Genomic DNA, 16,929 nt, shown 5'->3' with positions numbered 1-16,929 from the left:
AGACCGGTGATCTTCACGCTGGCCGCGGTCGTGAACACCTGCGCCCGGACGTGCTCCGGCGCTTCCCGGTGGCGGATCGCGAACAACGCCGTGAGCTGCGGTCCTTCGGCGAACCCGGCGATCGCGGCCGCCGCGACCAGCGTCTTCGCGTCGGTCGCGAACGCGGCCAGGGTGGCGCTCGCGCCCAGGACGAGCGTGCTCAGCCAGACCGTCCGGTCCGGGGACCACGGCAGCGGGTACTTCGCGAAGACCGCGTTGGCCAGCAGGGACGTGGTCGCCAGGACGGTCAGCAGGAGGGCACCGTCGGCCGGGCCGCGGAGGTGGGCCGCGCCCAGCAGCGGGTAACAGACGGTGACCATTCCGATGCCCGCGCAGGAGATCGCCGACGCGCGGGTCGCCCGCCTCAGCGGGGCGTTGCGCACGAGAACCGTGAAGCCGTCCTTGAGCCGGCTCGCGGCGGCGGGCCGTTTCCCGGGAAGTGACCACGCGACCGGGCTCGCGGCGGCGACCAGGACGACGGCCACCCCGAGCCCGAGCGGCCCGCCGAGCAGTCCGGCGAGCCCGGGACCGGCCAGGGCGGCGGCGGTGAACGTCAGCGCGTCGAGCCGGCTGGCCCGCTGGATCCCCGGTCGGGCGACCGAGGGCAGCTGAGCGGTCCAGCCGCCGGCGATGGCCGGGTTGAGCAGGCCGGTCACGACCGCTCCGGCGACGAGGGTGCCGAGGGGCAGGTGCCCGAAGAGGGCGGTGATGACGGCGATCCCACCGGCGTACCCGGCCAGGGCGATGGCCAGCAGCCGTCCCGGGGTGGGGGAGCGGTCGAGGAAGGCCCCGAACACGGGCCCGCCCACGGCGGCGGCCGCGGTCAGACCGGCGAGCAGCGCGGCGCCGGCGTGCGGACTGGCGGTCAGTCCGAGCAGGAGGAGGGCGGGGCCGGACAGCTCGTCGCCGGTCCGCGCCAGCGTCGCCCCGACCAGGTAACGCCTTATCATGAGCAAGACGTTACAGTGGGGTATGGCTTTTCCGCACCGCGATTCCGTGCAGCGCGCGGTCGACCTGCTGGGCGTGCTGCTCTTCGACGGCGACTCGGCCGCGGTCGCTGGTGTCTTGCGTGCGCACGGGGAGCCGGAGATTCAGCTGTCGCCGTCGGATCTGGCGGAACTGCGCACGGCGGCGGTTTCGCTCCGCGAGGTGTTCGCGGCGCCCGACGTGGCTTCGGCGGCTTCGGTGCTCAACGGTCTCTTCGCGGCGTACGCAGGTCCACCGAGGCTGACGGACCACGAAGAGGGCTACGGCTGGCACCTGCACGCGGACGCGGCGGATGACGGCCCGTGGGGAGCGTGGCTGGTGACGTCGTCGGCACTGGGGCTGGCAGCGCTGCTGGCCGAGCGCCAGGACGTCCCGGGAGGACTGTGCGCGTCACCGTCGTGCGGCAAGCCGTTCGCCCACACGGGCGGCGGAAGCCCCCGGAGGTACTGCTCACCCCGGTGCGCGACCCGCGAACGCGTCGCCGCGCACCGGGCGGGCCGAACGTGACGCGCTGAGGTCGTCAGGCCTGTCGAGCAGGGAGACGGGCCGCCTTCGCGAACGCGAGGGAGCAGGCCTATGAGAGCAGCGCGTCGGAGTCCGCGGGGCAGTCTTCGGAGGCGGCGGCCTGCTCAGCTGTGGCTGAAAGCCCGCCCCGGCAACCCCGGGGCGGGCCTTTCGAAACTCAGCCGTTGTTCTTGTCGCGCCAGGCGATCCAGGACTTGAGGGCGCCCAGGTCGTAGTCCGGGCCGCCCACGCCGACCGTGAACGTCGTGACGCCCAGGCTCAGCAGCTTCGGGCCCAGCTCGTCCGGCTCGCCCTGGACGCCGCACGAACGCTCGATCTCGGCCGGGTCGCGGCCGACGTCCGCGCAGTGCTGGTCGAGGATCTTCACCTTGCGCTCGACGACCTCCGGGTCGCCGAAGCCGTGCCAGATATCTCCGTGCTTCGCGACCAGCTTGAGGGTCTTCTTCTCGCCGCCCCCGCCGATGAGCACCGGGATCTTGCGGGTCGGCGGCGGGTTCAGCTTGCCGAAGCGGGCCTCGATGCGGGGGAGCGACTCCGCCAGGTTGTCCAAGCGGCCGCCGGCGGTGCCGAACTCGTAGCCGTACTCGTCGTAGTCCTTCTCGAACCAGCCGGAGCCGATGCCGAGGATGAGCCGGCCGCCGGAGATGTGGTCGACCGTGCGGGCCATGTCGGCCAGCAGCTCGGGGTTGCGGTAGCTGTTGCAGGTCACCAGCGCGCCGATCTCCACGCGCGACGTCGACTCCGCCCACGCGCCGAGCATGGTCCAGCACTCGAAGTGCTTGCCCTCGGGATCGCCGTACAGCGGGTAGAAGTGGTCCCAGTTGAAGACGATGTCGGCGCCGAGGTCCTCGGCGGCCGAGGCGGTGCGCCGGATGGTGTCGTAGTCGGCGTGCTGCGGCTGGAGCTGCAGCCCGATCCGGATGCGTCGTTCGGTCATGAACGCAGCCTACGACCGCCCCGGAACGTCTCGCGCGCCCAAACCGTGGCCAAGGGTGGTAGCGCGACTACCAGCCTGCGGGACTTCGGCACCACCGCGCGCCGCGTCAGGATGTCGTAGTCCAGGGCCGCGATCTCGTCCAGGATGCCTTCGTACAGCGTCAACGCCGTCCGCACGCACGCCCGCGATTCGGGACGCAGCAACGGAACCCCCGCTTCGGCCCGCCGGTACACCGCCCGCGTCCGCGAGACGAAGTACGCCAGCGCCGCCCGGATCCGCGGGTCGGGCCGCCGCTGCTCCAGCAACGATCGCGAGACGCCGAACGCCGCCAGCTCCGAAGTCGGCAGGTACAGCCGGCCACGATCGAGGTCCTCGCCGACGTCGCGCAGGAAGTTCGTCAGCTGGAACGCCTCGCCCAGCGCGATCGCGCCCGGGGCGGCGTCCGCCAGAGCGCCGACCGTGCCGAACACCGGCAGCATCTGCAGCCCGATCACCGCGGCCGAGCCGTACATGTACTCGCCCAGCTCGGCGAACGTCCGGTACTCGACCGGCTTGAGATCCATCCGCATCGACTTCAGGAACGCGTCGAACAGGCCGCGCTCGATGCCGTACCGGCGCACCGTGTCGGCCAGCGCCGCGAGCACCGGGTCGGCCGGGGTCCCGCCGTCGAAGACGACGTCGACGAGCGCGGCCACCCGGTCGAGGGCCACCGCCGGATCGCTGCCCGGCTCGGGGTTGTCGACCAGTTCGTCGGCCATCCGCGCGAACCCGTAGAGCGTGTGCGCGGCCGGCCGGGCCCGCGCCGGCAGCAGCCGGGTGGCCAGGAAGAACGTGCGCCCGTGGTGGGCGTTGATGCGGCGGCACTCCGTGTACGCGGCCCGCAGGTCCGGGTCGGCGATGCCCGCGGCGTCCAGTTCCCGATTCGGCCGAAAGCAGGCGGACACGGCCCGCAGTCGATCCGCATGAGGCGAGGGTTTCCGCCGTGACTGCCGGTCGGATCGGGAACTATCGGCAAAGTCGTTCACCGGCCGGTGATCCTTTCCGCTGCCAGTCGTCCGGAGATGAGCACGGGCGGGATGCCGACGCCGGGGGTCGTGCCGCAGCCGGCGAGCACGACGTTGCCCGCCGCGCGCACCAGGTTCGCGGGCCGGAACGGGCCGGTCTGCGCGAACGTGTGCGCCAGCGAGAACGGCGTCCCGGCCGCGAGCCCGCGCGCCGCCCAGTCCGCCGGGGTGATCGTCTCGTCGAGGGTGAAGTCGTCGCCGAAGCCGGTCAGGCCGCGCGCTTCGAGCGTGCGAAGGAGCTCTTCGCGGTACGGCCCGCGTACGCGCTCCCAGTCGATCGGCCCGCGACGCAGGTTCGGCGCCGGCGCGAGCACCGAGACGATCTCGCCGCCGCGCCCGGCGAGCCCCGGGTCGGTCGCCGTCGGGCGCGTGACCAGCAGCGACGGGTCGCTCATGAGCTTCCCCTCGCGGATGATCTCGGCGAACGTCCGCTCCCAGGCGTCGCCGAAGTAGATCGTGTGGTGCCCGAGGTCCCACGCCCGCGTCGTCCGGCCGTGCAGGACGACGGCGGACGGCGAGTACCGCAGCGGCACCGGCCGCCGGGGCCGGGCGCCGATGAGCCGGTAGGCCGCGGTCAGCTCGGTGGCGAGGACGACGGCGTCGCAGGCGATCCGCTCGCCCGAGCGCGTCCGGACCGCGCGCACCCGCGAACTCACCCGCTCGAGCCACGCGGCCTCGGTGCCGAACCGCACGTCCGCGCCCGCCCGGGCCGCCGCGCCGGTCATCGCCCGGCCGATCTCGCCCATCCCGCCCTCGGGGTAGTAGACGCCGCCGACGGTGTCCATGTAGGCGATGACGCCGTACGCGCCGATCGCGCTCGCCGGGTCGAGACCCGCGTAGAGCGCCTGGAAGGTGAACAGCCGCCGGACCCGCTCGTCGAGCAGGTAGCGGCCGACGCGCGGGCCGAGCCGGCCGAACCCGCCCAGCGCCGCGAGCTTCGCCAGCTCGGGACGGGCCAGGTCGAACGGCGAATCGAAGTTCGTCGCGAGGAACCGGTCCTTCTGCACGGCGTACAGCTCGGTCAGCCAGCGTCGCAGCGCCCGGTAGCCCGCCGCCTCGCGAGCACCCGCGAAGGCACGGATCTCGGCCTCCATCGCGTCGCCGTCGGTGTGCAGCGCCAGCTCGCGGCCGTCGGCGAACCGCGCCCGGTAGGCCGGGTCCAGCCTGGTCAGGCGAAGGTTCTTGGCCAGCGGCTCGCCGACCGCGGCGAACGCCTCTTCGAGCAGTTCGGGCATGGTCAGCACGCTCGCGCCGGTGTCCACGGCGTTGCCGTCGAAGTTCGCCTGCCCGGCGCGCCCGCCCGGGACGTCGGCCTGCTCCAGCAGCGTGACGCGGCGGCCCGCACCGAGCAGGTGCAGGGTCGCGGAAAGCCCGGCCAGCCCGGCCCCGATGACGACGACGTGGTCGGCCGGGCCGTCGATCCGCCGCACGTCAGTACGTCCGCTGGGTGGCCTTGACGACCAGCCCGGTCAGCGCCTCCGGCGCGGGCTCGGCCAGGTGCGCGCGCTCGAGGGCGGCCATCGCCGCGGTGGTCAGCTCGTCGATCCGCCGCTCGACGGCGTCGACCGCGCCGACCTGCTGCAACGCCATCCGCACGGTCTCGACGCCCTCGTCGGAGAGGTCCGCGTCGCCGATCGCGTCGGCGATGACCGTCGCCGCGGCCGTCTCGCCCGTCTCGGCGGCGAGCTGCAGGCCGAGCGCGACGAGCAGCGTGCGCTTGCCCTCGCGCAGGTCGTCGCCGGCGGGCTTGCCGGTGACCGACGGGTCGCCGAACACGCCCAGCAGGTCGTCACGCAGCTGGAACGCGATGCCGACCTCGCCGCCGAACTCGAGCAGCGTGTCGATCAGCTCGGGGGAGGCCCCGCCGAGCGCGGCGCCGAGGTGCAGCGGCCGCTGGACGGTGTAGGCGGCGGTCTTGAGCCGGTCGATCTTGAGCGCGGCCTCGACGGAGGCGTCGCCGGTCGCCTGCGTGCGGACGTCGAGGTACTGCCCGGCGAGCACCTCGGTGCGCATCGCGCGCCACGCGGGGCGGGCCGCGGCGAGCGTTTCGGCGGGCAGCGGGGCGTCGGCGAACATGTCGTCGGCCCAGGCCAGGGCCAGGTCGCCGACGAGCACCGCGGTGGCCAGGCCGAACGTCGCGGGGGAGCCGAGCCAGCCCTGGTCGGCATGCAGCTTCGCGCCCGCGATGTGCACGGTCGGGAAACCGCGGCGGGAGTCGGAGGAGTCGATCAGGTCGTCGTGGATCAGCGCGCACGCCTGGATCAGCTCGAGGCTGGACACCGCCTGCAGCACGCCCTCGGCGTCCGGGCCCGCCGGGTCGCCGCCCGCGCCGCGCCAGCCCCACCAGGCGAACGTGGGGCGCAAGCGTTTGCCCCCGGTCAGCACGAACCCGCTCAGCGCGTCGATCCCGGCCTTCACGGTCGGTTCGGTCGCCACGATTTCCGCGCTCGCCCGGCCGAGGAACCCGGCCAGCGCGCGCTCGACGTCGGCGGGCAGATCGGCGTCGGAAACGGGCGTGTTCATGCGGCCATCCTCGCGGAACCGGCGGGGGCGCGGGCCGCCGGGGCACCCGGATGTGGCGAATCAGACTCCGGTCAGACTCCGGCTGTGGCGGCCCAGAACGGGCCGGTCAGGCCCGCTTCGGCGAAGTAGGCGACGGCGCTGTCCGGTTCGCGCCGCCGGTAGCCGCGCTCGAGCCGGCCTTCGTACCAGCCGCGGGCGAGCCGCCAGAGCGTGACGAGGTCCATGACGTACCCCTTGGCCTGCCCGGTCGCCGCCAGCCAGGCGTCCACACAGGACTCGCAGCAGAACAGCCGCTGGTGCCCGCAGGTGTGCAGCACGTCGTCCCACATCCGCGCGGCGGGCACGAGGAAGTGCGCCACCTGTGCGCCCGCGGGCGGCGCGGCGCGGTCGACGACCAGGGCGTGCGGCTGGTCGCAGCCGGGACAGCGGGTCGCGACGAGCACCTCCGGCTCGTCGGCGACCAGGTGGGGGATGGCGAAGGAGTCCCACGCGCAGCCGCCCCACCACAGCGTGTGCGAGCCCATCACCGAGAAGCCGAGCGACTTCGCCGCGAACGGGTGGGCCAGCACGACGTGCTCGCACTCGTCGAGCACCAGGTGGTGGGCGCCGGCGAGGCGGTGCAGCGCCTGCTTGGCGACGGCCAGCGACCCGCCGGCGGCGTCGGCCAGCTCCGGCCCGCTCGGCGCGCGGCCGCGGTCGGCGAAGGCGTGGTAAACGGCCAGGCGCACGTCCTCGTCCCAGCTCGCGTCGTCATCCCTCATCGCTCACTCCTGTATCGAGTCTAGAGCCGGGACCCTTAACATTCGAGGTATGACGTCGGTGATCGAGCGGTTGCGCGGAGAAGGGCCGAAGTTCTCCATCGAGTTCTTCCCGCCCCGGGACACGGCGGACGAGGCCGTCCTCTGGAAGGCGATCCGGGAGCTCGAGCCGTACGACCCGGCCTACATGTCGATCACCTACGGTGCCGGCGGCTCCAGCCGCGACGGCACGATCCGCAGCATCGCGCGCGTCGCCACCGAGACCACGCTGGTGCCGATGGCGCACCTGACCGCGGTCAACCACACCGTCGCCGAGCTGCGGAACGTGATCGGCTGGTACGCCTCGGTCGGCGTCCGCAACATCCTCGCGCTGCGCGGCGACCCGCCGGGCGACGTCTACGGCGACTGGGTCCCGCACCCGGAGGGCCTGACCTACGCCGAAGAGCTGGTGCAGCTGGTGCGCGAGCTGGGCGACTTCTGCGTCGGCGTGTCGGCGTACACCTACGGCCACCCGCGCTCGGCCGACCTGGAGACCGACACGAAGTACCTGGTCCGCAAGCTGCGCGCGGGCGCGGACTTCGCGATCGCGCAGCTGTTCCACGACGCCGAGGACTTCCTCCGGCTGCGCGACCGGGTCGCCGCGACCGGCTGCGACGTCCCGGTGCTGCCCGGCGTCATGCCGCTGACCACGCTGCGGACCCTGCAGACGACGATCAAGCTGTCCGGCGCACCGGCGCCCCGCAAGCTGCTCGACCGGCTCGAGCCGCTGGCCGACGACCCCAAGGCGTTCCGCGCGGCGGGCATCGACGTCATCACGGAGCTGTGCGAGAAGCTGATCGCCGAGGGCGTGCCGAACCTGCACTTCTACACGTTCAACCGGTCGAAGGCGACGCGCGAGGTCATCGCGCGGCTGGGGCTCGTCCCGGCCCGCACTTAAGTCCGTACCGCGGGCCCGTAGTGGCCCGGTAGCGTGCGGCGCATGGCTTCTACTGCTTCCGAAGGCGTTCACGAGATCTGTGACCGCTACGTCGACGACTACGCGGCCGCGGACCCGGTCGTCGCGACGGTCATCGGCGTCAAGGGTCACGACCGCCGGCTGACCGACTACTCGGCGGACGGGTTCGCCGAACGCGCCGGGCTCGGCGCCCGCGCGCACGCCGGCGTCACGGCCGCCGAGCCTCGGGACGCCGCCGAGCGCGCCGCCAAGGCCGTGTTCACCGAGCGCGTCGGGCTGGAGCTGGAGATCCACGAGGCCGGCCTCGACGTCGCGAGCCTGAACGTCATCTCCAGCCCGGTGCAGGAGCTGCGGATGGCGTTCGACCTGATGCCGCTCGACACCGAGCAGGACTGGTCGGTCGTCTCGGCCCGGATCGGCGAGGTCCCGCAGGCCCTCGCGAACGTGCGCAACGGCCTGCTCACGGCGGCCGACGCGGGGCACGTCTCGGCGCTGCGTCAGGTCGCGAAGGTGGCGGAGCAGTGCGAGACGTGGGCCGGGCTGAAGGAGGAGAAGGGGTTCTTCACCCAGCTCGTCGGCGGCGCGGCTTCGCAGGGTGAAGCGCTGAAGGGCGACCTCACGCACGGCGCGCGGGCGGCCGAGGAGGCGTTCGCGGAGTTCGCCGGGTTCCTGCGGGCCGAGCTGGCGCCGAAGGCCCCGGTCAAGGACGCCGTCGGCGAGGACGTCTACCGCCTGTGGTCGCGGTACTTCGTCGGCGCGGCGCTGGACCTGCGCGAAGCGTACGAGTGGGGCTGGGCGGAGTTCGCCCGGATCGAGTCGGAGATGCGGGCCGTCGCGAACCGCGTCAAGGCGGGTGCGTCCCTGACGGAGGCCGCCGCGATCCTGGACGCCGACCCCCGCTACCGCGTCCGCGGCCGCGCGGAGTTCGAGGCGTGGATGCAGAACCTGTCCGACGAAGCGCTGAAGTCGTTGCGCGGCAAGCACTTCGACATTTCCGACCGCGTGATGGCACTGGAGTGCAAGATCGCCCCACCGGGCGGCGGCGTCGGCGCGTACTACACGGGCCCGAGCGAGGACTTCGGCCGCCCGGGCCGGATGTGGTGGTCCCTGCCGTCCGGCCGCGAGGAGTTCGTCACGTGGCGCGAGACGAGCACGGTGTACCACGAGGGAGCACCGGGCCACCACCTCCAGATCGCGACGGCGGTGGACCAGTCCGAGGGGCTGAACAAGTACCAGCGCCTGATGGCGTTCACGTCGGGCCACGCGGAGGGCTGGGCGCTGTATTCGGAGCGCCTGATGGAGGAACTGGGCTACCTGTCCGACGACGGAGACCTCCTGGGAATGCTGTCCGAGCAACTCTTCCGCGCGGCGCGCGTGGTGGTGGACCTGGGCATGCACCTGGAGCTGGAGATCCCGGCGGGAACGGGCTTCCACGAGGGTTCGCGGTGGACGCCGGAGCTCGGGCTGGAGTTCATGCTGACCCGCACGATCACGGACGAAGCCCACGTACGCGACGAGATCGACAGGTACCTGGGCTGGCCCGGCCAGGCCCCGGCGTACAAGATCGGCGAGCGCCTCTGGCTGGCGGCCCGTTCGGAGGCCCAGAGCCGCGCGGGTGCGGGGTTCGACATCAAGCGGTTCCACACGCAGGCGTTGAGGATGGGCGGGATGGGGCTGGACACGCTGCGGGAGCAGCTGGCCCAGCTGGACTGAGGTTCGCCGTGCGGTCGCCGGAAAACCGGTGGCCGCACGGCGCTCACCGCCGTTAGGTTCGCCCTCGTGCGCCGAATTCTCGTCATCTCCCCGCCGCCCCGCGTCTGAGCGGGGTGGTCCCTCGCCGCGTGGCCTCGAGTGCCCGCGGCTGATTTCTGGTGCGCACCGCCCCGCGTCGTCGATCTCCCGAATCCTTCGACGCAGGAGCGTTTCCTTTGCTGTCACTACCCACGCGCGCCCGTTCCTCGGCCGCGCTCGTTCTCGCCGGTGTCCTCTGGGGCACCGGTGGCCTCGCCGGCTCGCTGCTCGGTCAGCTCGCCGGCCTCCACCCGCTCGCCGTGGCCGCGTACCGGCTGCTCGTCGGCGGCGGCGTCGCCACCCTCTTCGTCCTGCTGAAAGGCGGCACTCTCCCGCGTACGGCCGAAGCAGCGAAGCGCCTTCTCGCCGTCGGGGCGCTCTTCGCGCTCTTCCAGGCGAGCTACTTCGCCGCCGTCGCGCTCAGCTCGGTCAGCGTCGCCACGATGACCACCATCGGCGCCGCACCCGTCTTCGTCACGCTCGCCGCGGTGCGCCGGCCCCATCGCTGGACGCTGCTCTCCCTCGCCGGCACGCTCGCCGGCCTGGCGCTGCTCCGCTGGTCACCGGACGAACCCGCCCACCTGTTCGGCGGTCTCGGCCTCGCGCTCCTCGCCGCGGCGGGCTTCGCGACCCTGACGCTGCTCACCGCGAAGCCGGTCGACGGCCTGGGGCCGCTGCCCACGACGGCGTTCGGCTGCCTGACCGGCGGCCTCCTGCTCACCCCCGTGGCGAGCTGGACGGGCATGGCGCTGCCGCTGCACGCGGACGTCCTCGCGGTGGTCTGCTACCTCGGCGTGGTGCCCACCGCGCTCGCCTACGCCGCCTACCTGCGCGGCCTGGCGACGGCGCACCCCGTCCTGGGCGCGCTGTCGGCGGTGCTCGAGCCGCTGACGGCCGCGGTCCTGTCCGCCGCGTTTCTCGGGGAACGGCTCAGCGTCACGGCCTGGTGCGGCGCCGCCGTCCTGGCCGGGGCACTGGCGATCGGGTACTGGCGGCCTGAGCGACGCTGAGGTTCAGCGCGGGTCGAGGGGCAGCGCGCGCCCGAGGATCGCGAACGGCCGCGGGTCGCCGGCGAAGTGGTAGTCGCGCAGGACGTCGACGAACCCGGTCCGGCGGTAGAGCTTCCACGCCCGGCTCGTGCCCTCGGGCGTCGACAGCAGGACGTTCGCGCTCGGCACGCTGTCCAGCAGGCTCCGCAGCAGGTCCTCGCCGATCTGGTGGCCCTGGTTCTCCGGCTTGACGTGGATCTCGGTCAGCTCGAAGTAGTCCGACAGCCAGCGCTCCGCCGCTTCGGGCCCGAAGCGGCGGCTCAGGCCGTGGCGCACCTGCTCGTGCCACCACTGCCCGGCCCGGCCGCGGTAGCCGTAGGCGAGGCCGAGCAGGACGCCGTCGGCGTCGAGCGCGGCCATGCAGCGCCAGCCCTCACGCAGCGCGTGGGTGAGCCACATCGGCGCGCGCTGCTCGGCGGTGCCGGCCGGGTAGCGCATCGCCCGGACGTAGATGTCCAGCGCCTCGGGCAGGCGGGCGCGGAACTCGTCCGAGGAGAGCTGGACGTAGCGGGAGCAGCCGGCGGGCATCGCGGTCACGGCTGTCCATCTTCCTCCGCGCCGCTGAGCGCGCCCGGGGTGCCCCCGGTCAAGGCGACCAGCTCCGCGAAGGTGGTGGGGTAGACGGTCTTGGGGTGCCCGGCGGCGGCCCACACGACGTCGTGGGCGCGCAGGGCGGTGTCGACGAGGGTCGGCAGCGGCGACGGGTGCCCGGCCGGGGCGACGCCGCCGATCGGCTGGCCTGTGTGCTCTCGCACAAAAGTCGCGTCGGCCTTGCCGATTTCGGCCCCGGCCAGGCGTTCGAGGGTTGCCGGATCCGCGCGGTGGGCACCCGAGGTCAGCGCGAGGAGCGCTTTTTTGTCGGACCCCAGGCGGAAGATGAGGCTGTTGGCGATGGCCCCCACGGGCACGTCGAGCGCTTCGGCCGCCTGGGCGGCGGTCCGGACCTCGGCGGGCAGCACGCGGATGCCCTCGGCGGCGGCGTGCTGCCCGGCTTCGGCCAGCGCGGCCGCCACCTTGGCGACGGCGGGGTGGTCCAGCGAACTCATGAACCTATGAGATCACGCCACCGACCTGGTGTCCCGCACCACGTCCGGGGATTCCACCCGTGGGGTTGAGCGGACACCGGGTCGGGGTTACTCTGGAAATTGTTCGAACAGACGTTCGACATCGGTGAGCGCGCACCGGTCAGGTGCCCGGCGGCGGGGCGGGGGAAGCGTCCCGCCGCCGGGTGCTCGATCGGGCTCACCCCGCGCAGGAGGAGGGTCGTCATGTCCGTCAAGGTCGTGTCCCCCACGGAGTCCGGGCAGCCGCAGCTGCCCATGCCGCTGCGCCCGCCGGTCACCCCACCAGCGGCCGGCACCCACCACGGCCGCCCCCGGCGAACCCCGCCGAGGTCCGCGGGGTCCCGTCCGCGCTCGTCGGTTCCGGTCGACTCGGGACAGCCTGAGCTGCCGATGTCGCCGCGCCCGGTGGGTGCGAATTCCCAGCTGCCCACCTCCCCGCGCCCGCCTGCCGCCCGTGCGGAGCGCTCGCCGGTCGCCGGTGCGGAGCGCTCGCCGGTCGCTGATGCCGAGCTTGAGCAGGCCCAGCTGCCGATGCCGCACTCGTCGGTGCCGACCGCGGTCTCGGGGCAGCCAGAGCGCCTGGCTGCCGCCGGTGCGGATGGCGGTCGGGCCGAGGTGCCTGCCTCGCCGCGCCCGGCCTCCGCCGATGCGGATGGCGGTCCGTCCGAGCTGCCCGCCTCTCAGCGCCCGGCTGCAGCGCGTGCGGAGCGCTCGCCGGTCGCCGGTGCGGAGCTTGAGCAGGCCCAGCTGCCGATGCCGCACCCCTCGATGCCGACCGCGGTCTCGGGGCAGCCAGAGCGCCCGCCCGCCGCCCGTGCGGATGGTGCTCGGTCCGAGCTGCCCAGCCCCCCGCCCGCCGCCCGTGCGGATGGCGGGCCGTCGATGTCGCTGCCCCGGCCGGCCGCCGATGCGGAGCTTGAGCAGGCCCAGCTGCCGATGCCGCACCCGCCTGCGCCGACCGCGGACCCCAGTCAGCCTGAGTTGCCGACCTCGCTGCGCCCGCCCGCCGCCGATGCCGAGCACGTCCAGTCCCAGCTGCCCATGTCCCTGCGCCCGCCCGCGCCGCCCGTTGCGGCCGGGCTGCTCGCCCAAGCTCGGCGCGGGCTCGCCGAGGCCGAACGGGAGACCGCTCCCGCCGAACGCTTCATCGGTGCCTACCTCGCCGCCCTGCGCGGGGCCGCCGCTGTGCTCGCTGCGCGGGGGCGGCCGCACCGGGGGCGTGCGCGGCCGGCCAGCACCTGGCTCCTGCTCGACTCCGTTGCCCCTGAACTGCGGGAATGGTCGGCCTTCTTCGCGGGCAACTCGTCCGCGCGCGCCGCCGCGCAGGCCGGGATCACCGGCAAGGTCACCGCCGAGTCGGCCGATGGGCTGGTGCGCGCCGCCACGCCGTTCCTCGAACTGGTCCGGCGCCTGGTGCACGGCCTCCCGATCACCGGGGAAGCCCATGTCGCGTGAGCACGGCCCGGTCGACCAAGGGCGGCTGCTCACGGCGCTGGGGATCGAAGGCCGGGTGCTGGCCGAGGCCGTCCACGCGGCGCCCGCCGAAGCGCCGGTGCCCGCCTGCCCGGGCTGGTCGGCCGCCGAGGTGGCGCGGCACGTCGGGAGCCTCTACCGGATGGTCCGGCGCCGGCTGGCCGAAGGCCGCAACCCCGAAGACTGGCAGCGTGACCCCGAGCCGGGCCAGAGCGTGGCGGCCTACCTGGAGATCGGTCTGGCCGAGCTGCTCGACGAGTTGGCCGCGCACGAACCGGAAGAGCGCGCCGACACCTGGTGGCCGGCGGACCCGACGTACGGGTTCTGGCGGCGGCGGATGCTGCACGAGACGCTGGTCCACCGCGTCGACGTCGAGCAGGCGGCGGGCACCCCGGAGCGTGACATCGCCGAAGACCTCGCGATCGACGGCATCGACGAGGCGCTGACCCTCTGGTTCGGCCAGAAGCTGCCGATGCTGGGGCTGACCGGCACGAAAGCGGGCTCGGTCGGCGTGCGCACCGGCGCGCACAGCTGGATCGCGCGGGCCGGGCCCGAGGCGACGGAGGCCTGGCGCTGTTCGGCCGAGGAGGCCGAGGCCGCGGACGACGTCGTCACGGCCGCGGAACCCGGGCGGATCTACCTGTGGTTGTGGGGCCGTTCGTCCCTGACCTCGGTGACCGTGCGGGGAGTGCACGACCAGGCCGCCCAGCTCTGGGCGCTGATGCGGCTCGCGACCCGATGACCCGGCCGGTGGGGAAGCCGAACCGGAACTGTCGGGGGTGGCGGTTAGCCTGCGGCGCATGACCACGCGCCTGGTGAACCTGGTGATCGACGCGGCGCGGCCAAGGGTCCTGGCGGACTTCTGGGCCGCGCTGCTCGGCTGGCACGTCGCGCTCGAGGAGCCGGACGAGGTCGACGTGCGCGCTCCGGAAGCCGACGGCTGGGGCCTGGACCTCGTCTTCGTGCCCGTTCCCGAGCCCAAGGAAGTGAAGAACCGGATCCACCTCGACCTGGCGAGCACGACGCTCTCGCACCAGGCCGAGCTGGTGTCGCGTGCCTTGGAGCTCGGCGGCAGCCGGGTCGACCTCGGGCAGGGCGCGGTGCCGTGGGTCGTGCTCGCGGACCCGGAGGGCAACGAGTTCTGCGTCCTCGAGCCCCGCGACCGGTACGCGGGGGCGGGCGCGGTGGCCTCGATCGTGGTCGACGCCCATGATCCGGACCTCATGGCGGGCTTCTGGGCGCGGCTCACCGGCTGGCCGGTCGGTGCCCGCGAAGGTGACGTCCTGGTGGGGCTGCGCGCGCCGTCGGGGCGCGGGCCGTGGCTGGAGTTCCTCCGCAACGACGACGTGAAGCGGGTCAAGAACCGGGTCCACCTCGATGTCGCGCCGCCTTCGGGTACCGAACACGCGGAGGCGGTGTCGGAGGTCGTGGCCGCGGGTGCGGCGCCCGCGGACCTCGGCGGGCCGGCGCTGCCGTGGCGCGTGCTGATGGACCCGGAGGGCAACGAGTTCTGCGTGCTGACGCCGCGCTGACCGTTTCGGCCGGGTTGCCGGCCGCGGCGAACGCTGATCTGCGCGAAACACTCGCGTCCCGGAGCTGCAACAAGCGCGGAGGACCGTGGGGGGCATGAAGACCTCCAGAGCGTTGCCCCAGCTCGGCCTGGACACGGCCGTCGAAGTGGCGGCCGAGCCGCCGGTGTGGCGGGTGCGGATCCGGATGCACGACCACCCCGGCACGTTGGCCCGCATCGCGATCCGGCTCGCCGACCTCGAGTGCAACATCCTCGGCCTGGCCGTGCTACCCGTGCCCGGCGGGGTGCTCGACGAGATCGTCCTGCGCCCGGCGACCGGCCTGCCCCGGCGGCACCTCGTCGACGCCATCCGCGCCGAGGGCTGCGAGTGCACGGCGATCATCGACGCCGACGTCCACGAGCTGGTCGACCCGGCGTCGTCGACGCTGCTCGCGGTCCGCCGCGCGGTCGACCAGCCCGCTCGGCTCGCCGAGGTGCTGAAGGACGTGCTGGCCGCGGACGTGGTGACGCGCGTCCCCACGGCGGAGGCGAACCCGGCCCGCACCGAGAGCGGGCACCGGGCCGTGTTCGGGCTGAGCGGCGGGGACGCGCTGGTGGCGCGGCGTCAATGGGCGCCGTTCGTGCAGCTGGAGCTGACCCGCGCCGAAGCGCTGGTGACGCTGCTGACCGCGGCGGCCCGGAACGTCTCGGGCCCGGTGGTGCTGAACCGCCCGGACGGCGCGGCGATCGTCCTGCGCAAGGGCGTCCCCGCCGACGCCGAAGCGGTGTCCGGACTGCACCGCCGCTGTTCGACGGCGACGCTCTTCCGCCGCTACCACACGGGAGTCCGGACGGTCCCGCGCCGCTGGCTGCACCGGTTGCTGGTGCCCCCGCGCGGGACGAGCGTGCTCGCGGTCTTCGGCCGCGAGGTGATCGGCCTGGCCCAGCTGATCCCGTCCGCGGCGGGCGGCGCCGAGATTTCCCTGCTGGTGGAGGACGACTGGCAGCGCCAGGGCATCGGCACGGCCCTGCTGGACAGGGTGGCGGTGCTCGCGGAGGCCGAAGGGATCAGGGAGCTGCGGGCGGACTGCCTCCCCGGCGACGAGGTCCTGGCTCGCACGGCGGCCCGAGCGGGCTTGCGGACGGAACGCACCACCGAGGACGGCACCCAGCTGCGGATGGTTCTGCCGGCCTGACCGACGACCCGACCGCGGCGACGGCTTGACCGACGCCGAGACGGCCCGCGCCAAGGGCCGGCTGCGCGGCTTAACCGACGCCGGGTGGCCTGGGGCCGAGGACCGGCTACGCGGTCTGGCCGACGCCGAGGTGGCCCGCGCCAGGGCCGGCTGCGCGGCCTGACCGAGGCCGAGGTGGCCTGGGGCCGAGGACCGGCTACGCGGTCTGGCCGACGCCGAGGTGGCCCGCGCCAGGGCCGGCCGCGCGGCCTGACCGAGCCGAGGTGGCCTGGGACCAGGGGCCAGTTGCGCGGTCTGGCCGATGCCGAGATGGCCCGCGCCAAGGGCCAGCTACTCCGCCGACCGGCGCCGAGGTGGCCTGCCAAGGGCCGGCTGCGCGGCTTGACCGGCGCCGAGGTAGCCCGGGGCCGAGGGTCGGCTGTGCGGCGGGATCGTGCCGGGCCTGGAGGACACGTCGTCGCCTGGTTGCCGGGATGGTCTCGGTGCCGCGAGTGCCGCCTGCGTGCGCGATGCCATCGTGCGCAGTGAGGGACCCCGCCGCCGGGCTCAGCTGGTCAGCGCTTCCAGAACCAGTCCTTGTCGCGCGCTTCGCGCATGGCCGTCTTCTTGCGCTCGGCTGTGAGGCGGTCCAGGTAGAGCACTCCGTCGAGGTGGTCGGTTTCGTGCTGGAGGCACTGGGCCAGCACGTCCTCGCCTTCGACCTCGATCGGCTCGTTGTGGATGTCGACGCCTCGGACCTTCGCGTGCTTCGCGCGCTTCGTGGGGAACCACAGCTCCGGTACCGACAGGCAGCCCTCGTCGATCTCGTGCGTCTCCTCGGACAGCTCGACGATCTCCGGGTTGACGACGTACCCGGCGAGCCCGGCGACGTCGTAGCTGAAGATGCGCAGCCCGACACCGATCTGCGGTGCGGCCAGCCCGGCGCGCCCCGCCGGCTTCACCGAGTCGACCAGGTCCCGCACGAGTGCCTCGAGCTTTGCGTCGAACACCTTGACCGGGTCGCAGACGGACTTGAGGATCGGGTCCCCGAAATAGCGCAGTTCGCGCATGGCCATGAG

General features: G+C 73.6%; 18 protein-coding genes. 10 read left to right on the top strand and 8 right to left on the bottom strand.

Annotated elements, in window-relative coordinates:
- The first annotated feature begins 6 nt into the window (after positions 1-6).
- The 3 genes from ACZ7PG_RS10465 (at position 7) to ACZ7PG_RS10455 (ending at position 1,533) form a co-directional block, all read left to right on the top strand.
- Complete coding sequence (locus tag ACZ7PG_RS10465) at positions 7-345, top strand: hypothetical protein (RefSeq protein ID WP_470238775.1); 339 nt, start codon at positions 7-9, stop codon at positions 343-345.
- A gap of 6 nt (positions 346-351) precedes the next feature.
- The gene (locus tag ACZ7PG_RS10460) at positions 352-651 is read left to right on the top strand and encodes a hypothetical protein (protein WP_470238774.1); all 300 of its coding nucleotides are present in this window, start codon (positions 352-354) and stop codon (positions 649-651) included.
- Positions 652-1,011: 360 nt separating this feature from the next.
- Positions 1,012-1,533: a CGNR zinc finger domain-containing protein gene (locus ACZ7PG_RS10455; protein WP_470239035.1), complete on the top strand. Its 522-nt coding sequence runs from the start codon at positions 1,012-1,014 to the stop codon at positions 1,531-1,533.
- Positions 1,534-1,708: 175 nt separating this feature from the next.
- Here ACZ7PG_RS10455 and ACZ7PG_RS10450 read toward each other — a convergent pair whose 3' ends face one another.
- The 5 genes from ACZ7PG_RS10450 to merB form a co-directional block, all read right to left on the bottom strand.
- Complete coding sequence (locus ACZ7PG_RS10450; RefSeq protein WP_470238773.1) at positions 1,709-2,488, bottom strand: LLM class F420-dependent oxidoreductase; 780 nt, start codon at positions 2,486-2,488, stop codon at positions 1,709-1,711.
- Positions 2,485-3,432: a phytoene/squalene synthase family protein gene (locus ACZ7PG_RS10445; RefSeq protein WP_470238772.1), complete on the bottom strand. Its 948-nt coding sequence runs from the start codon at positions 3,430-3,432 to the stop codon at positions 2,485-2,487. The genes ACZ7PG_RS10450 and ACZ7PG_RS10445 overlap by 4 nt, the downstream gene beginning before the upstream one ends.
- Before the next feature lie 77 nt (positions 3,433-3,509).
- On the bottom strand, positions 3,510-4,982 hold the full coding sequence (gene crtI, locus ACZ7PG_RS10440; protein ID WP_470238771.1) for a phytoene desaturase family protein: 1,473 nt from the start codon (positions 4,980-4,982) through the stop codon (positions 3,510-3,512).
- A gap of 1 nt (position 4,983) precedes the next feature.
- A complete protein-coding gene (locus ACZ7PG_RS10435) occupies positions 4,984-6,075 on the bottom strand; it encodes a polyprenyl synthetase family protein (protein ID WP_470238770.1) in 1,092 nt (363 codons plus the stop codon).
- Positions 6,076-6,146: 71 nt separating this feature from the next.
- Entirely contained in the window at positions 6,147-6,836 is a 690-nt protein-coding gene (gene merB, locus ACZ7PG_RS10430) for an organomercurial lyase (RefSeq protein ID WP_470238769.1), read from the bottom strand.
- Between the two features lie 49 nt (positions 6,837-6,885).
- Here merB and metF point away from each other — a divergent pair, with 49 nt between their 5' ends.
- The 3 genes from metF to ACZ7PG_RS10415 all read left to right on the top strand — a co-directional run bounded on the left by metF (position 6,886) and on the right by ACZ7PG_RS10415 (position 10,589).
- On the top strand, positions 6,886-7,770 hold the full coding sequence (metF, locus tag ACZ7PG_RS10425; RefSeq protein ID WP_470238768.1) for a methylenetetrahydrofolate reductase [NAD(P)H]: 885 nt from the start codon (positions 6,886-6,888) through the stop codon (positions 7,768-7,770).
- A gap of 42 nt (positions 7,771-7,812) precedes the next feature.
- Positions 7,813-9,501 (top strand): DUF885 domain-containing protein, encoded by a 1,689-nt coding sequence (locus tag ACZ7PG_RS10420; RefSeq protein ID WP_470238767.1) that lies wholly within the window; start codon positions 7,813-7,815, stop codon positions 9,499-9,501.
- Positions 9,502-9,716: 215 nt separating this feature from the next.
- Positions 9,717-10,589, top strand: coding sequence for a DMT family transporter (locus ACZ7PG_RS10415; RefSeq protein WP_470238766.1), 873 nt, complete (start codon positions 9,717-9,719; stop codon positions 10,587-10,589).
- A gap of 3 nt (positions 10,590-10,592) precedes the next feature.
- Here the strand turns inward: ACZ7PG_RS10415 and ACZ7PG_RS10410 are convergent, their stop codons facing one another.
- Both ACZ7PG_RS10410 and ACZ7PG_RS10405 read right to left on the bottom strand, forming a co-directional pair.
- Positions 10,593-11,165 carry a GNAT family N-acetyltransferase gene (locus tag ACZ7PG_RS10410; RefSeq protein WP_470238765.1) on the bottom strand — a complete coding sequence of 191 codons (573 nt, stop codon included), beginning with the start codon at positions 11,163-11,165 and terminating at the stop codon, positions 10,593-10,595.
- Positions 11,162-11,674, bottom strand: a complete 513-nt coding sequence (locus ACZ7PG_RS10405; RefSeq protein WP_470238764.1) for a YbaK/EbsC family protein — start codon at positions 11,672-11,674, stop codon at positions 11,162-11,164. The genes ACZ7PG_RS10410 and ACZ7PG_RS10405 overlap by 4 nt, the downstream gene beginning before the upstream one ends.
- Positions 11,675-11,896: 222 nt before the next feature.
- On the opposite strand from ACZ7PG_RS10405, the gene ACZ7PG_RS10400 reads away from it, so the two are divergent.
- The 4 genes from ACZ7PG_RS10400 (at position 11,897) to ACZ7PG_RS10385 (ending at position 15,871) form a co-directional block, all read left to right on the top strand.
- A complete protein-coding gene (locus ACZ7PG_RS10400; protein WP_470238763.1) occupies positions 11,897-13,147 on the top strand; it encodes an SAV_6107 family HEPN domain-containing protein in 1,251 nt (416 codons plus the stop codon).
- Positions 13,137-13,907, top strand: a complete 771-nt coding sequence (locus tag ACZ7PG_RS10395; RefSeq protein ID WP_470238762.1) for a maleylpyruvate isomerase family mycothiol-dependent enzyme — start codon at positions 13,137-13,139, stop codon at positions 13,905-13,907. Before ACZ7PG_RS10400 ends, ACZ7PG_RS10395 begins: the two co-directional genes overlap by 11 nt.
- Positions 13,908-13,965: 58 nt before the next feature.
- Positions 13,966-14,697: a VOC family protein gene (locus ACZ7PG_RS10390; protein WP_470238761.1), complete on the top strand. Its 732-nt coding sequence runs from the start codon at positions 13,966-13,968 to the stop codon at positions 14,695-14,697.
- A 94-nt stretch (positions 14,698-14,791) separates the two neighbouring features.
- Complete coding sequence (locus tag ACZ7PG_RS10385) at positions 14,792-15,871, top strand: GNAT family N-acetyltransferase (RefSeq protein ID WP_470238760.1); 1,080 nt, start codon at positions 14,792-14,794, stop codon at positions 15,869-15,871.
- Between the two features lie 554 nt (positions 15,872-16,425).
- Here the strand turns inward: ACZ7PG_RS10385 and def are convergent.
- On the bottom strand, positions 16,426-16,926 hold the full coding sequence (def, locus tag ACZ7PG_RS10380; RefSeq protein WP_470238759.1) for a peptide deformylase: 501 nt from the start codon (positions 16,924-16,926) through the stop codon (positions 16,426-16,428).
- Positions 16,927-16,929 lie beyond the last annotated feature (3 nt).

This window comes from Amycolatopsis sp. NPDC114504 (assembly GCF_055633595.1).
This window is presented reverse-complemented; position numbering and strand designations above follow the sequence as displayed.

Coding starts and splice junctions, on each gene's coding strand:
- ACZ7PG_RS10390 (WP_470238761.1), top strand. CDS start 13,966: ATGACCACGCGCCTGGTGAACCTGGTGATCGACGCGGCGCGGCCAAGG.
- ACZ7PG_RS10385 (WP_470238760.1), top strand. CDS start 14,792: ATGAAGACCTCCAGAGCGTTGCCCCAGCTCGGCCTGGACACGGCCGTC.
- ACZ7PG_RS10435 (WP_470238770.1), bottom strand. CDS start 6,075: ATGAACACGCCCGTTTCCGACGCCGATCTGCCCGCCGACGTCGAGCGC.
- merB (WP_470238769.1), bottom strand. CDS start 6,836: ATGAGGGATGACGACGCGAGCTGGGACGAGGACGTGCGCCTGGCCGTT.
- metF (WP_470238768.1), top strand. CDS start 6,886: ATGACGTCGGTGATCGAGCGGTTGCGCGGAGAAGGGCCGAAGTTCTCC.
- ACZ7PG_RS10420 (WP_470238767.1), top strand. CDS start 7,813: ATGGCTTCTACTGCTTCCGAAGGCGTTCACGAGATCTGTGACCGCTAC.
- def (WP_470238759.1), bottom strand. CDS start 16,926: ATGGCCATGCGCGAACTGCGCTATTTCGGGGACCCGATCCTCAAGTCC.
- ACZ7PG_RS10400 (WP_470238763.1), top strand. CDS start 11,897: ATGTCCGTCAAGGTCGTGTCCCCCACGGAGTCCGGGCAGCCGCAGCTG.
- ACZ7PG_RS10405 (WP_470238764.1), bottom strand. CDS start 11,674: ATGAGTTCGCTGGACCACCCCGCCGTCGCCAAGGTGGCGGCCGCGCTG.
- ACZ7PG_RS10395 (WP_470238762.1), top strand. CDS start 13,137: ATGTCGCGTGAGCACGGCCCGGTCGACCAAGGGCGGCTGCTCACGGCG.
- ACZ7PG_RS10450 (WP_470238773.1), bottom strand. CDS start 2,488: ATGACCGAACGACGCATCCGGATCGGGCTGCAGCTCCAGCCGCAGCAC.
- ACZ7PG_RS10455 (WP_470239035.1), top strand. CDS start 1,012: ATGGCTTTTCCGCACCGCGATTCCGTGCAGCGCGCGGTCGACCTGCTG.